This window comes from Mucilaginibacter sp., assembly GCF_028288205.1.
GTDB lineage: Bacteria > Bacteroidota > Bacteroidia > Sphingobacteriales > Sphingobacteriaceae > Mucilaginibacter.
Map to the genome: position 1 here is coordinate 146212 of NZ_JAQBOD010000056.1, position 15301 is coordinate 161512.

Consider the following 15301-nt stretch of genomic DNA (forward strand, 5'->3'; position numbering starts at 1 on the left):
CTAATAATGAAAAAAGGGGGGATAGATCTGATTATATAAATTAGACGGGGCGATTAAAACCCATAATCGCGCTCTACTTTGCAAACGCGTACCTTATAGCTTGCATACCATTTTTCGCGGCCATATTTTTGCGCCATCAGGTGGTCGGCATTAGCTTTCCAGTTTCTTATCGCCTCTAACGATTGCCAGTAGGACACGGTTATGCCTATTTCGTTCCGTGCCGATTCAATGCCGAGATAGCCCTCCTGTTGAGTGGCCAGCTTGTCCATAGCGTCTGCCATAGCAGCGTAGCCGTCATCGCCTTCGGTTCTTATCGAAGTAAATATTACAGCGTAATAGGGGGTTTGTGGGGTTTGGGCGATCATAGTTTTATACTTTAAGGGATAAATTTAGTCGCTATATTTGAGAATGAAAAGACTTTTCCTGTTAGTTTTAGTAATGGCCGAATTAATAGCCTTCGCCCAGCCGCCTTTTATAGGTAAAGCGTTCTACTGCCCAAGCTTTAAAAGAAAATTTATCATACAAATAAAGAACGATACCCTATACACTCAAAATACCAGGTATGATGCTTATCCCGCCGACCCAGAGATGAAGCAAAAGCTTTATTTTTTACGCAAACAAGACGGGTTTAGTATTTATGTAGTAGTTACAGAACATAAAGTAAGTATGTTAGGATCGCGCATTGGCAATACCTATGCATTGGTTGGGTATAAATTATTGCCCGACGGTGAAAAGCTAAATGTTGCATACGAAACACATTCGCATACATCGCTTGAGGAGTGTAAGGAATTGAATTTTGACCCCGGGGCGCGTTTTACCCTTACTTATTTCAGTAAAGCGTATTACGATAAATTTAGCACACTTAAGCCTGTAAAAGATGTGGATAGCCTTACCACTATTGAAATATACAGCCGTTTAAAACAACAGATGATGGCGAACCAGGAACGCATTAGACGTTTTGGTGCAACTATGTATGCGACTGTAGAGAGCTGGGAGCTTTTAACCCGTATATTGTTAGCTATGCAACTAAACCCGATTATATCAGAAGAGGAATTTAACAGGTATACAGAAAAATATGTTGTTGGAAATCGTGCGGGGCGGTAATAGTCTCACCTTGCGCCTCATACCATAACATACTAAAAAAATGTGCAGACAATTATTCAATCATCTGCACATCTTCGTATTTGCATATCTGCACATCGATTATGTTCCGTATTCGGGAGTTGTTACTTCGCTTTCTTCAAACTCGTAATCGGTTAATGGCGGGCATGAGCATATCAGCGTTCTGTCGCCATAAGTATCATTAACCCTGCCCACTGACGGCCAGAATTTATAAGCCGCTACATAAGGCAGCGGGAAAGCTGCTTTTTGGCGGCTGTATGGATGCTCCCAATCATTACCGGTAACAACAGTTACGGTATGCGGCGCGTTTTTAAGCGGGTTGTCTGCTTTGTCTGCCGAGCCATTTTCAACCTGGGCTATTTCTTTACGGATAGCTATCATGGCATCGCAAAAGCGGTCAAGCTCATGTTTGGGTTCTGATTCTGTAGGCTCTATCATTACCGTACCCGCAACCGGGAACGATACGGTTGGCGCGTGAAAACCATAATCCATTAAACGTTTGGCTATATCAACCACCTCAATACCCGAGGCTTTAAACGAGCGGCAATCCAGTATCATTTCGTGCGCGCAACGGCCATTGTTGCCGGTATATAATACCGGGTAATGGCTCTCTAACCTTGCCTTGATATAATTAGCATTCAATATAGCGTAACGGGTAGCGTTTGTTAAGCCATCCGGACCCATCATAGCGATGTAAGCGTGTGATATGATCAATATAGATGCCGAACCCCATGGGGCTGCTGATACCGCGTGTATGGCCTTGCCATTGTCAATATCAACCACGGCATGTCCCGGAAGATAAGGAACCAGGTGTTTCGCCACACCGATAGGGCCCATACCCGGGCCACCACCGCCATGCGGTATGCAAAATGTTTTATGCAGATTTAAATGGCAAACATCGGCACCAATATTGGCCGGACTGGTTAGCCCAACCTGTGCGTTCATGTTAGCGCCGTCCATATATACCTGGCCGCCGTTATCATGAATTATCTGGCAGATATCAATAATTGATTCTTCGAAAACACCGTGAGTTGATGGATAGGTTACCATTAAGCAGGAAAGTTCAGCCTTATATTGCTCTGCTTTGGCTTGCAGATCGGCTACATCAATATTACCATTATCATCGCACTTTACAACAATAATTTTCATGCCCGCCATTGCTGCCGATGCGGGGTTTGTGCCATGTGCCGATGATGGGATCAATACAATATTACGATGATGATCGCCACGATCATGATGATAGGCGCGGATAACCATCAGGCCGGCATACTCGCCCTGCGCACCCGCGTTAGGCTGCAGGCTCATAGCCGCGAAGCCGGTTATCTCGCTTAACCAGCGGTTCAGCTCATCAAATAGCTGCATGTAGCCGCCTACCTGGTCGGCCGGAGCAAAAGGGTGCATGCGGCTAAACTCTGCCCAGGTAACGGGCACCATTTCGGTAGTAGCATTTAGCTTCATGGTACATGAACCTAACGCGATCATGGAATGGCAAAGCGAAAGATCTTTGGTCTCTAACGATTTAATATAACGCAGCATTTCATGTTCTGAATGGTGCGTGTTGAAGATGCCATGTGTCAAGTAAGCCGAAGAGCGTTGCAGATCAGCAGGAATAACCGTGGTTACACCAGTCTGCAGTTCATCAAAATTAACATCATTCAACGTTTTGCCTTTTACTTTGGCAAACAGGCGTACTAATGTTTTTATATCTTCAGGCAAAGTCGTTTCATCAATAGAGATGGTAACTACGCTGCCCTGGTAATGCAAGTTAAGCTCGTTATTTAAAGCTTCGGCATGGATTGGACCAACCAATTCGCCCAGATCAAACTTTAAGGTATCAAAATAAGCCTCGTTTAATTGCTTAAAGCCTAATTGCGTTAAGCATTTAGCTGCAAGTACGGCTAAGCCATGTATCCTTTCAGCTATCAGCTTTAAGCCTTTAGGTCCATGATAGACTGAATACATACCAGCCATAATAGCCAGCAATGCCTGCGCGGTACAAATGTTAGAGGTAGCCTTATCCCTGCGGATATGCTGCTCGCGGGTTTGCAGTGCCATACGTAAAGCATAGTTGCCCGCGCTATCAATAGTAACACCAATTATACGGCCCGGTAAAGAGCGCTTATATTCTTCTTTAGTTGCAAAAAATGCAGCATGTGGACCGCCGAAGCCCATAGGTACGCCAAAACGCTGGGTAGAACCTACCACAATGTCAGCCCCCCACTCGCCCGGAGGCGTTAGGAGCACTAAGCTCATAATATCGGCAACTACAGTAAGTTTAATGCCTTTTTCGTGACCTTTAGTGGCAAAATCAGCATAATTATATACAGCGCCGTGGCCGGCAGGGTATTGTACTATGGCGCCAAACATATCATCAGTTAACTCAACGGTACGGTGGTCGCCAATTTGCAGTTGTATGCCATAAGGCTCTGCCCTTGTTTTTAAAATATCTATAGTTTGCGGGAAGACTTCTTCTGATACAAAGAACACCTTGGCTTCTTCTTTTTTACGCAGACTGTATTGCATAAACATCGCCTCGGCAGCCGCGGTGCCTTCATCTAATAAAGATGCGTTGGCAATTTCCATCCCGGTTAAATCAATAACCATGGTCTGGAAGTTTAACAAGGCTTGTAAACGGCCCTGTGCAATTTCGGCCTGGTAAGGCGTGTATTGTGTATACCAGCCAGGGTTTTCTAATATGTTTCTTTGGATAACACCCGGCACAATAACATCATAATACCCCTGGCCAATATAGCTGCGGTAAACTTTGTTTTTTGATGCAGTTTGCTTCAGGTCATTGAGGTAGGTAAATTCGCTTTTAGCTGCCGGCAGGTTTAGCGGGCTTTTCAGCCTTATCTTTGCCGGTACTGTTTGCGCTATTAATTCATCTAAGGTTTTAACGCCGGCGGTTTGTAACATCTCTGCGGTATCTGCCGCATTAGGCGCTATGTGCCTGCCCTCAAATTTTTCCTGGTAAGCGGTGTTTAATGTCATGAAAAAAGTATCCGTTATTTTGTTGGTGCAAAGGTACATTTTTACCTATTGACTATCAATTGATAAACAATTATCTAATCTTAATTTTATATAGGAAATTAAATTTGTTTAGTAGTGTTTAAAGCAAAATAAAATGAGCCTTTTGGCAAGCAAAAGCATTTTTCGTATGCCGAAAATCTAAATTAGAAATGATGAATTAAACCAACTGCCTTAAATACATTTGTATAGTATTCTCCAATCCATAATATAAAGCATCAGTTATCAGGGCATGGCCTATGCTTACCTCTGCCAATGCCGGAATATTATCGGCAAAATATTTCAGGTTGTTCAAATCGAGATCATGGCCCGCGTTTATGCCCAGCCCTGCTTTTTGCGCAGTTTCGGCTGCTTTAATATAGGGCGCAATAGCCGCTTCTTTATCATTAAGATATTGATGGGCATAAGCCTCGGTATATAATTCTATACGGTCAGTTCCGGTTGTGGCTGCTGCTTCAACCATTTCTACAACCGGGTCAACAAAAATAGAGACACGTATGCCTGTGTTTTTAAATACCGCTATCATGTCTTTTAAATATTGCTGGTTCTTAATAGTATCCCAGCCGTGATTAGATGTTATTTGCCCCAAAGCATCAGGCACCAGCGTTACTTGTTCTGGTTTGTTGGCCAGTACCAGGTCAATAAATTTTTGCTCCTGGCAATTGCCTTCAATATTAAACTCGGTAGTTACTACTTTTTTAAGTTCGAAAACATCATTATAGCGGATATGCCTTTCATCCGGGCGAGGGTGCACAGTTATTCCCTGCGCGCCAAATCTTTCGCAATCTTTGGCCACTTGTATAAGGTTGGGGTTATTACCACCACGCGAATTGCGTAACGTTGCTATCTTATTTATATTTACAGATAATCGGGTCATAGCTATATGTGCTTACAAATGGCAAATATCAATATTAGTTAATTAACAGCGTAAACAATTTTAGTTGTGTTAATTGTGTGTTAAATGTTAAAACGCGCCTTGTTGCAAACAGATATAATTGATTTATAGACTGATAAATGTAACAATTGTGGTATTATCTAATATACGGCCCTTAAATAATGTAACAATAGTATTAAATTTAATTATTAACTGTAATATAAATTGAACCTTTGCATCTAATTGCTTTTAAACCTAATAATTATCTATAAATAATTCGAGCATAATAAACTTATGAAATATATTTTTACTCCTTTAATTCTTCTTTTTCTTTTTGCCGGTAAATCTTATTCACAAATAAGCCGTGAGATACACGGAACGCTGATTGACACTACAAAACAAACATTGCCAGGCAGCTCTGTTAAAATAGTAACAGATATTGACAGTACAACTGTTATGACCGATATTAACGGAAAATTCTCTTTTTTGAATATTAAGGGCAATAAATTCACTTTATACCTTTCATCGTTTGGCTACACAGGAGTAAAGAAGCATTTTAGTTTTTTACCTACCGATACTGCCCGCGTACTAACTATTCCGCCTATTATGCTAAAAAGCGAAAGCAAACAGCTTAAAGAGGTAGTAATAGTTGGCGTTAACCCTGTTAAGTTTGCCGAGGATACCGTTAACTATAAAATTGCAGCTTACCCGGTACGTGAAAATGCACCTGTGGAAGATGTATTAAAGAAGCTTCCGGGAGTTGATGTTGATGTAAACGGTAATGTTACTACACAGGGAAAGACAATAACAAAAGTGCGTATTAACGGTAAAGATTTTATGGGTGGCGATGTACAGGCCGCTACAAAAAATTTACCTGCTGATATATTAGAAAGCGTACAGGTAATTGATGATTATGGAGACCAGGCCAATTTAACCGGTGTTAAAACTGGCGAACCCAACAAAATATTAAATTTTACTATACGTGCCGATAAAAACTACGGTTATTCTTTACAGGCTACCGCGGGTGATGGGGAAGATTTTTTACCTAAAGCGCCGGGAGTTGTTAATAGCAACCGCTATATAGGGTCTGTAAATGCTTTTAATTTTAAAGGCAACAGGCAAATAACCATTTTAGGCAATATTAATAACACCAATACAAATACCTTCAATTTTGGCGGTGGTGGCGGTGGCGGTAACAATGGTGGTGGTGGAAATAATGGCGGCGGCGGTGGTGGAAATGGCGGCGGTGGCCGGGGTGGTCAAAGAGGCGGCAACGGTTTAGCCAGCACTAAAGATGGTATTACCAACGCGCATGCTATAGGCACCAACTACCGCGATCAATGGGGAAAATATACATCTGTGTATGGCAGTTACAGCTTCTCTGATAATTCAACTTTAACCACTACAACATCTTTAACAACCAACAGCGGCTCGGGTACTGCAAGTAGCTCTGATAAGCAATCAAAAGATAACCCTATAAATCACAGGTTTAACTTTAATATTGAGTACAAGCCCGATACCATTAACTACCTTAAAATAACACCCACATTCATTTATGCCAGTACCAATTCATCATCATTAGATAATGAACTTTATACAGTTGGTGGTATTGTAGCAAAGAAGTACTCAACAGTTGACGTTAATAATTCAAGTTCACCAAGTTTTGGTGTAAATGCCTTATATAACCACAGGTTTCCTAACCGCCGTAACTTAAGCATTTACTTAAATGCAAACACTGCGCAAACCACTTCATACGATAGCCCGGTAAATACTTATACCGTTGGTGTATCAAACGTGCCGGCCCACCAGGTAATTAATACTAATAACCGTACTACAACTGTTGGGGGTAACCTTTCATACCTGGAGCCAATTGGTAAAATATCATACCTGGAATTTAATTATACTTTTAATCATTCATATACTTCGAATGATAAGGAAACAGATACCTTATCAGCCGCTAATACTTTTAATAATTATGCTTTGTTAAGCAATAATTACAACTTTACGTTTACCACTAATAAGGTTGGTTTAAACTACCGTGTAATTGCTGCTAAATACAATTATACTTTGGGTGTAGGCGTGCAACCCTCTGTTTTAGACGGGCAATCAATAACTACCGGTTTGCACACACATTCTACTCAATTTAATTTTATACCTGCGGCTCGTTATATTTACAATTTTTCCCGTAATGAATCATTTAGCGCTAACTATAACGGAACAAGCAGCCAGCCAACCTTTAGCCAGTTACAACCCGTTACAGATTTTTCTAATGCGTTGTATTTAATACAAGGTAATCCTGATCTGAAACCGCAGTTTACCAATAACTTCTCTATGCGCTACCAGTCATTCGGTATTGCCTCAGGAAACATATTCTTTGCCAACGCGTCATACTCATCAATTAATAATTATGTTGCATCTAACCAGATCACTTACCCTAAATTTACAAAAGGGGTATTGTTGGCTAATCCTGAGCTGTCACGTTATCAAAATACCATCCTCACTAAATATTTAAATACTGATGGTTATTACAGCGCTACCTTACAAGGATTAATTTCAAAACCATGGGAAGAACGCAAATACACCTTATCTTTTGGAGCTGCTGCCGGTTATGCTGTAGCCCCTGCTTTTGCAACAACTGTTGATAGCAACAACGTTTCCGGACCAATGCTAAAAAACATTGCAAAAACACTTACGCTTAGCCCTAATGCACGTTTTAGAGTAGATGTGACCAATGTTATTGATGCACAGGCCATTGCAACCTATTCTGTAAGTAAAACAGACAACTCTTTGTCGGGCGGAGTATTTAATCAAAATACAAACATCAGGGGGTTGACTTTAGGGTTAACCGGTAAAAATTATTTTGGTAACTGGACATTTAACTATGAATACAGCAAGCTATATAACTATGGTTATGCAAGCAGCCTTAATGTAACCAACCCTAATATTCTGAACGTATATTTAGAGCGCAGGTTCCTGAAACAAAACAGGGCAACTGTAAGATTAGCAACGATTGATTTATTTAATCAAAATACAGGCTTTTCAACCAGTACTACCGGTAGCAGTGTTGTACAAACCAATACCAACAGGCTTGGTCGTTATTATATGCTAACCTTCTCATTACGCCTGCAAAAATTTGCCGGCCGGGCGCCAACACAACAAGACGGCGGCGGAAGAGATGGCGGCGGGCGTGGAAACCGCGGATTTGGCGGCGGCGGTGGTGGTAATAGTGGCGGCGGCGGTAATAGCGGCGGCGGTAATAGTGGCGGTGGTGGCGGATTTGGCGGCGGCCAATAATACTACACTATAAAAACAAAACCCTCATCTGATTAGCAGCATGGGGGTTTTGTTTTTAGGTGTTTTATTATATTACCGTGTTTATAACCCGCTCTAACTCTTGCAGGTCAAAAGGTTTTGCTAAATAAGTTTCGGCACCGGCATGGTTTGCCAGGAGCTGGATATCGCTATTTGCCGAAAAGTAAATAACAGGGATATTTTTAAGATCATTTACCTTTTTTAAGGTCTGGGTAGCAATAATGCCGCCGGCATCAGGTATCCAGTTATCCATCAAAATAACATCGGGCATAATAGCCGCTACTCTATCGGTAATGCCATTACAATCTGTAAAAGTATGTACTTCCCATCCCTGTTCTTCTAAAATATAATTGCAAATGGATAGGATATCTTCATCATCATCAAATATAATGATCTTACGCTTATCGTTATTCATGTACTAAAATGGTAAAGTGTGAAGCCATATATAACGATAACAATGAGCAAATGTTTTTGTTTATGACATTATAGCTTTAATAATAATTTTTAAAACTTATAATAGGCCCGTTGCGCGGATAAAATTCTAAAATCAGGGTATAAAAAAGCATCCGTCAAAATGACGGATGCTTGATACGATTGTTTATGATAGCGTTAGCTTACTTTTACATTCACCGCATTTACCCCTTTTTTACCTTGTTCTACATCGTAGGTAACACTATCGTTTTCACGAATATTGTCGATAAGGCCTGAGGCGTGTACAAAAACTTCGCTGCTACCGTCACTTGGTACAATGAATCCGAAGCCTTTGCTTTCATTGAAAAATTTTACTGTTCCTTGCATTATATTTTTAATTTAAAGTGCTAAAGATAGTTTTAAATTTCTCTAAAGCAATATAAAAGATTATCACTTAATGTTTTGCAATGTAACTTTTGAGTTAATTACCTATGGCAGTTGCACAATTAGCCTATATTAGTGCTAACCAATAAAATCAAATTCTTATCTGTATTATAATGAAGAACCTGCTAAATTTTGCCAAACGTGCAATTTTAATTACTGTATTATTTATTTCGACAGCCAATTTACCGGGCTACACTGCCATAGTTCCGCAGGTATCATTAGTGGTTGATAAAACGCGGGGCGCACCTTATGCCCATGGCCTAACTAAATTAATTGATGCTTTTAATTCAAAGCATATAACTTTTGAGCAGGTTTTATCTATAAATAATGCAAAGGGTAAGTGGATTATAGTTACAGGCCTTGCATCGGGTGATGGTGCAGCTGCGCAATTGCTTAAAAATTATACAGTTGCCCGGGTATCAGAGGCTTTAACCATCCATAAGACCGTTCAAAAAAATAAAACGGTTTGGGTAATTGGTGGATATGACAACAAAGGTGTGATGTATGGCCTATTAGATGTAGCTAACCGTATTGGCTGGAGTACTGGCAAGGTAAACCCCATGCAATATGTAAAAGAGATTACCGAAAAACCTGATATGAAAGAGCGTGGCCTTTCTATATACACCATGAATCGCGCCTATTGGGAAAGCCATTTTTATAATGATGCGTATTGGACACGTTACCTTGATATGATGGCAAAGAATAGGTTCAATATGCTTGAGATCATGTTCGGTTATGAAAATGGCGGTTTCCTGGCGCCTTGCTATCCTTACTTTTTTAATGTTGATGGCTTCCCTAATGTAAAGATGGCAGACATTACGCCCGAACAGCAGCAGCGCAACCTGACCACCATGAACCATATAATAGATATGGCGCATGAACGTGGCATAAGCGTGCGGTTAGGTATATGGGATCATATTTATAAAGGCGGTGTGCAGGCAGGCGGTAACCCGAATTTTGCTTACAAAGAGGGCCAGCCCCAGCCGTGGCAGGTTGGAGGGCTTGATGCAGGTAATTTGAAAGAATATACCAAAGCTGCCTTTGATAAATTTGTTAAGGTGATACCTAAACTTGACGCCATATTATTTAAGGATAATAACGAAGGGGGCCTAAAAGACAGTGAACTGCTGGAGTTTGGCTTAAACTTTTTGCGGACAGTTAAAGAGAGCGCACCAAATTTGCAGGTAGATATTCATGCCAAGGGGTTAACCGATACATTGATACATGCCGCTATAAACATGGGTATAAAATTCAGGATAGCACCTAAGTTTTGGATGGAGCAAATGGGGTTGCCTTATCACCCTACGCACATTAACCGCGAAGATCAAAAAAACCGCAGGCATGGCTATGCCGATATGCTAACCTATCCGCAGCAATATAAAATGTTATGGAAGTTATGGAACGGCGGTACCAACCGCGTGTTTTTATGGGGAGACCCGGAATACACGCGCCGTTTTATAGAAAGCGCGCATTTTTATAACAGCGATGCCTACGAAGTTTATGAGCCGCTGGCTACCAAAATGGAAGCACAGGCGCATGATGCCAAGCCGTTTGAATTGCTTAAACCACAGTACCAATACTATGATTATGAATTTGAACGCTACTGGAACTTTTTCCAGATGTTTGGCCTGATAGGCTATAACCCAAAAACGCCGACTGATACATGGGACAAAGAATTTGAGCATAGATTTGGCAGTAAAACCGCGCCGATTGTAGAATCGGCCTTGCACGAGGCAAGTTGGGTAATGCCACGCATTATTGCATCTTGTTATCCTTATAGCTTTTTCCCTACAACAAGCGCCTGGCCCGAAAAGCAACGGTTGGGCGATTTGCCATTATATGCCAAAGCAGAAGGGAGCGACATACAACAATTTGCCAGTTTTGATGAAGAGGCCCAGGTGCTGTTAGGCACTTTAGAAACTGCTAAAACACTGCCTTCAACAAGCGCTGCATGGCTGGCACACCTATCAGCAGATATTAATAAAAAAGTTGAGGAGGCTGAAAAAACAATCGGCACAAAAAATAATAAAGAGTTTAACTCAACTATGGTTGATCTTAAAATGCTATCAAACCTGGCGCTTTATCACTCACGCAGGGTAGGTGCGGCAGTTAGTTACTGCTTGTTTTTGCGTACGCAGGATGCGGCGGCTTTAGACGCGGCAATAGCTCACGAGCAAAATGCCATTAACGCATGGCAGCAAATTGTTAATGCAGCCGGCGATGTTTATGCCGATAATATATTAATTGGCAGCAAAAATCTTTCGGGGCATTGGAGTGACGAACTGGTTGCTTTAAATAAAGGGTTGATAAAGCTACAGAATCAGCGTAAAAACTTTATAGCTACCGGTCCGGTAAAGCAATCACCAAACTACAAAGTGGCTGCTGATGCCGATAATAATAAATATTTTACGGTTAACCACCGGCCGGTATTAAGCGCGCCGGTTGGCAAACCCATTACCATTACTGTAAAGGCTACCGCAACTGCCGGAATAAAATGGGTGCGTTTGCGCTACCGCGCAGTAAATCAAACCAAAGATTACCAAACCCTGCAAATGCTTCCAACAGAACAAAAGGATGTTTACCAGGCAACCATCCCCGCCGATCAGATCAACCCCAAATGGAATATAATGTACCTTATTGAATTGTTTGGCAACAATAACAAAGGGCTAATATATCCTGATCTGAATAAAGAAACCCCTTATTTAGTTATTGATTTATTAAGATAGATTTAATATTACAACACTTAAATATCGCTATTATAATAAAATAGCGATATTTATTAATGTGTCTTTATTAAAAATTGACCGAATTTTTAATAAAGACACATTTTTTTTGAAAATCACTTAATCTTTTTAGTCGTTTTTAACGTTTAACACAAAAGAGCATTTAAATAATTGGAGAAATTTGAATGTAATTTAGATTATTGGCGTCTTTATCAATTAAATTATGATTTATAGCGCATTAAAAATAAAGTAATTATAAAAATGTTATACTTTTTATAAGCTTAATCGCATTTGACATTAATTTTTTAATTAATATTGCATTAATTATTAACTGATGAAAAAGGGAAAAATAGAGTGCAATCCGGATAACTGCTTTTTAACCAAGAACTGTTTAAAAGAATGGTTGCCTTCTGTTTTGCAGCACAAAAAAACATTTAAGGTTAAAAAAGGCGAAACGATATTTAAAGAAGGCGATCAGGTAACGGGCGTGTTTTTTGTAAATGCTGGGAATGTAAAGATTCATAAACGTTGGGATGCCGATAAAGAACTAATCATTCGTTTTGCTAAAGAGGGTTCTATATTAGGTCATCGCGGATTGGGTGATGTAGCTGTTTACCCGGTATCGGCTACGGCATTAGAGAATGGAATTGTATGTTATATTGACATGGAGTTTTTTGAGGCCACACTAAAAGTAAATAGCGAATTTACCTACAAACTGCTAAAGTTTTTTGCCGAAGAGCTGCGCGAATCTGAAAAGAAAATGCGCAATCTTGCCCACATGCCGGTAAAGGGCCGCGTTGCAGAGGCGCTTATCACCCTAAAAAATCAATTTGGCTTAACAAACTCGGGGTTTTTAAATATTGACCTAAGCAGGCAGGACCTTGCCTCTTTTGCAGGTGCAACTTACGAAACCGTTTTCCGTGTAATTAATGAGTTGGTCCATGATAAATTAGTTGCCCTTTCAGGCAAAAGCATCTCTATTGCTAATTACGATAATCTTTTAAAGCTAACGGTACAGGGCGCTTAGAGCCTGTCTTCTTTCATTTTTTTCTATAACAAACAATAATCTTTATTTTTTGGCTCCATAGGAGCCTCCTGCATTCCTGACCGAATGAGCGTATCACCTGCAACTCTTAATGTATTGGTTATATTTGTACATACAAACCCAATGCGATGCCGGATACTATCATCCCCGAATTATTTATTGTAGGCGCAGGCCCCGGCGACCCGGACCTGATAACCGTAAAAGCCTATAAAATTTTGCAAAGCGCAAGCGTAGTGCTATATGATAACCTGGCAAACAAACAATTATTAGACATTACACCAAAAGATTGCACGCATATATATGTAGGTAAACAACCTTATGGTAAGTATACTCCGCAGGAAGAAATTCACGAATTGATAAAGCATTTTGCTTTTACTAAAGGCAAGGTGGTGCGTTTAAAAGGCGGCGATCCGTTTATATTCGGCAGGGGGTTTGAAGAAATACTGTATGCGCGCGAACAAGGCATTAAAACTCATTTTGTACCGGGCATTACCAGTATGCAGGCATCCGGATTTGAAGATATTCCGCTTACACACCGCGCAATTAGTGAAGGTATATGGATAATTACCGGCACCAAAAAAGATGGCACCCTATCTGCCGATCTGAAACTTGCTATGCAAAGCAACGCAACGGTTGTAATTTATATGGGAATGAAACAGCTGGCCACAATAGCAACAACCTATACCGAAGCCGGTAATGGCCATGTGCCGGCGGCAATTATTCAGCATGCGTCATTACCGCATCAAAAATCAGTTAAAGGGTTGGTTAAAGATCTGGTGGCTATGGCCGAAAGCAAGCAGCTTACTTTTCCATCTATAATTATTATTGGGCAGGTGGTTAACCTGCCTGGTTAATTATTTTTTAAACCTATACGGTGACTGGTATAATCTATCAGGTATTCATTATTTAAAAAGAAATCAATGCTAAATATGGTTCTTGTATCGTTCGAGTAGGATGGATTTTCAACCTCTGTAGCATTAGCCGTGCTGGTAACCGTGTATTGATAATTAAAGCCCTGGCTGGTTGTAAAGCTTACTACGGTGTTAGCAGGTAAGTTTGCCACATTAGCGGTAGCAGCGCTATTTTCAATAATACTTGTTGTGGGGGTTCCGGTATCAAATAATATACTGGCGGCAATGCTTGTTCCACCATAGGTTACCGTTGATTCGATATTTGGCAAATAACCACTTATTGCATTGTAAGTAAGCGGGTGCATAATAAAGTTTGATCCGCTCAAGTCTCTGGGGGTTAATCCTATATATAACAGATTGGGCACATAAGTAGCAGTAGCATTAAACCCTGATGAGGGTAAAACGGCCAACCTGAAGCCGCTGGTAATATTAGCACCAAGCTTAAAGTAACTTAACGGGCTTCCTATTAACCGGCTGGCATAGCTAACACCCGGCCCCACGCCAAAAACATCGGCAGAGTGGGCAGCTAATTGTTTACCTGTAGTTGTATTAACAATTTTATAGTATAGAAAAAAAGGTATGCGTGGGGTAGTTATACTGCCATGGCCATCACCAAGCTGCACAGTAGCATAAGCCAGGTTGCCGTATTCCTGTACAGAGCCATCAACACCACCGTAGGTAATTAGAGCTTGTTGCGATGTAACCGTAATACCGTTTACGTTTACAGAATCGCCGGCTACAATCAAACCATTTGCAGTAATCATTGATGCAGGTAATATCCCATTAGCGTCAATAGTCATTCCGGTAGATCCGGTATCAAAAACTAAACCATAAGGACTTGCGAATGGCTGGCTACCCATTTGTGAAACGGCAATAAATATTCGCCTTGTACTACCACCAATTTGCTCATATAAGCCAAGTTTAGCAAAATTAACCGGATCTGATATAGTATTTACAGGCGGTGCAGGGTTGTTATCCTTTTTACAGGAAACAGAAAGCGTTATAAAAAATAAGCCTAATAAAATTAGCGTATGGGTTGCGTAGCTTTTTTTCATTCTTTTTTTAACAGGCGCACTGTATCTTAAAATATTATATGCAATAACGTTAATTTATTGCCTAACTGTATAATACAAAATTAAAATTATTTAATAATATTTTTAACACATTATAATATATATTAAGTAATACTTAAAATCTATTATAATAATTCAATATATGCTAAATTTTGATGACTGTTTTTTACTTAAATGTTACATTTAGCAGGTAATTTTTTAATAAAATTTATTGGTAAATTTCCGTAATTAACTATACAAGCAATATGCTTTAAAATTGATCACCTTCCCAGTTTAATTTTAAAGGGTTTATAATGAAACATAGCTGATTATTTTATCGTTTTAAGGCTTACCTTTTTAATTTAATAGAAATACTATTG

Annotated in this window: 11 protein-coding genes; 5 read left to right on the forward strand and 6 right to left on the reverse strand. The window is 40.2% G+C overall.

Annotated elements, in window-relative coordinates; all coding sequences use genetic code 11:
* Positions 1–53: 53 nt before the first annotated feature.
* Positions 54–365: an antibiotic biosynthesis monooxygenase gene (locus tag JWR23_RS13620; protein WP_299516717.1), complete on the reverse strand. Its 312-nt coding sequence runs from the start codon at positions 363–365 to the stop codon at positions 54–56.
* 43 nt (positions 366–408) lie between these two features.
* Here JWR23_RS13620 and JWR23_RS13625 point away from each other — a divergent pair, with 43 nt between their 5' ends.
* Positions 409–1104, forward strand: a complete 696-nt coding sequence (locus tag JWR23_RS13625; protein ID WP_299516718.1) for a hypothetical protein — start codon at positions 409–411, stop codon at positions 1102–1104.
* A 99-nt stretch (positions 1105–1203) separates the two neighbouring features.
* Here the strand turns inward: JWR23_RS13625 and gcvP are convergent, their stop codons facing one another.
* On the reverse strand, positions 1204–4113 hold the full coding sequence (gene gcvP, locus JWR23_RS13630) for an aminomethyl-transferring glycine dehydrogenase (RefSeq protein ID WP_299516719.1): 2910 nt from the start codon (positions 4111–4113) through the stop codon (positions 1204–1206).
* Between the two features lie 196 nt (positions 4114–4309).
* Positions 4310–5026, reverse strand: coding sequence for a pyridoxine 5'-phosphate synthase (locus JWR23_RS13635; RefSeq protein ID WP_299516720.1), 717 nt, complete (start codon positions 5024–5026; stop codon positions 4310–4312).
* A 291-nt stretch (positions 5027–5317) separates the two neighbouring features.
* Between JWR23_RS13635 and JWR23_RS13640 the strand changes: the two genes are divergently transcribed.
* Entirely contained in the window at positions 5318–8317 is a 3000-nt protein-coding gene (locus tag JWR23_RS13640) for an outer membrane beta-barrel protein (RefSeq protein ID WP_299516721.1), read from the forward strand.
* Positions 8318–8384: 67 nt separating this feature from the next.
* On the opposite strand, the gene JWR23_RS13645 is transcribed toward JWR23_RS13640, so the two are convergent.
* Together JWR23_RS13645 and JWR23_RS13650 are read right to left on the reverse strand one after the other, a co-directional pair.
* Positions 8385–8750, reverse strand: a complete 366-nt coding sequence (locus JWR23_RS13645; protein WP_299516722.1) for a response regulator — start codon at positions 8748–8750, stop codon at positions 8385–8387.
* 194 nt (positions 8751–8944) lie between these two features.
* Positions 8945–9136 (reverse strand): cold-shock protein, encoded by a 192-nt coding sequence (locus JWR23_RS13650; protein ID WP_299500130.1) that lies wholly within the window; start codon positions 9134–9136, stop codon positions 8945–8947.
* Positions 9137–9303: 167 nt separating this feature from the next.
* Between JWR23_RS13650 and JWR23_RS13655 the strand changes: the two genes are divergently transcribed.
* From JWR23_RS13655 to cobA, 3 genes are all read left to right on the forward strand, one after another.
* Positions 9304–11916, forward strand: a complete 2613-nt coding sequence (locus tag JWR23_RS13655) for a hypothetical protein (RefSeq protein WP_299516723.1) — start codon at positions 9304–9306, stop codon at positions 11914–11916.
* Positions 11917–12247: 331 nt separating this feature from the next.
* On the forward strand, positions 12248–12940 hold the full coding sequence (locus tag JWR23_RS13660; RefSeq protein ID WP_299516724.1) for a Crp/Fnr family transcriptional regulator: 693 nt from the start codon (positions 12248–12250) through the stop codon (positions 12938–12940).
* A gap of 146 nt (positions 12941–13086) precedes the next feature.
* Positions 13087–13812: a uroporphyrinogen-III C-methyltransferase gene (cobA, locus tag JWR23_RS13665; protein ID WP_299516725.1), complete on the forward strand. Its 726-nt coding sequence runs from the start codon at positions 13087–13089 to the stop codon at positions 13810–13812.
* On the opposite strand, the gene JWR23_RS13670 is transcribed toward cobA, so the two are convergent.
* The gene (locus JWR23_RS13670) at positions 13809–14924 is read right to left on the reverse strand and encodes a hypothetical protein (RefSeq protein ID WP_299516726.1); all 1116 of its coding nucleotides are present in this window, start codon (positions 14922–14924) and stop codon (positions 13809–13811) included. The genes cobA and JWR23_RS13670 overlap by 4 nt on opposite strands.
* Positions 14925–15301 lie beyond the last annotated feature (377 nt).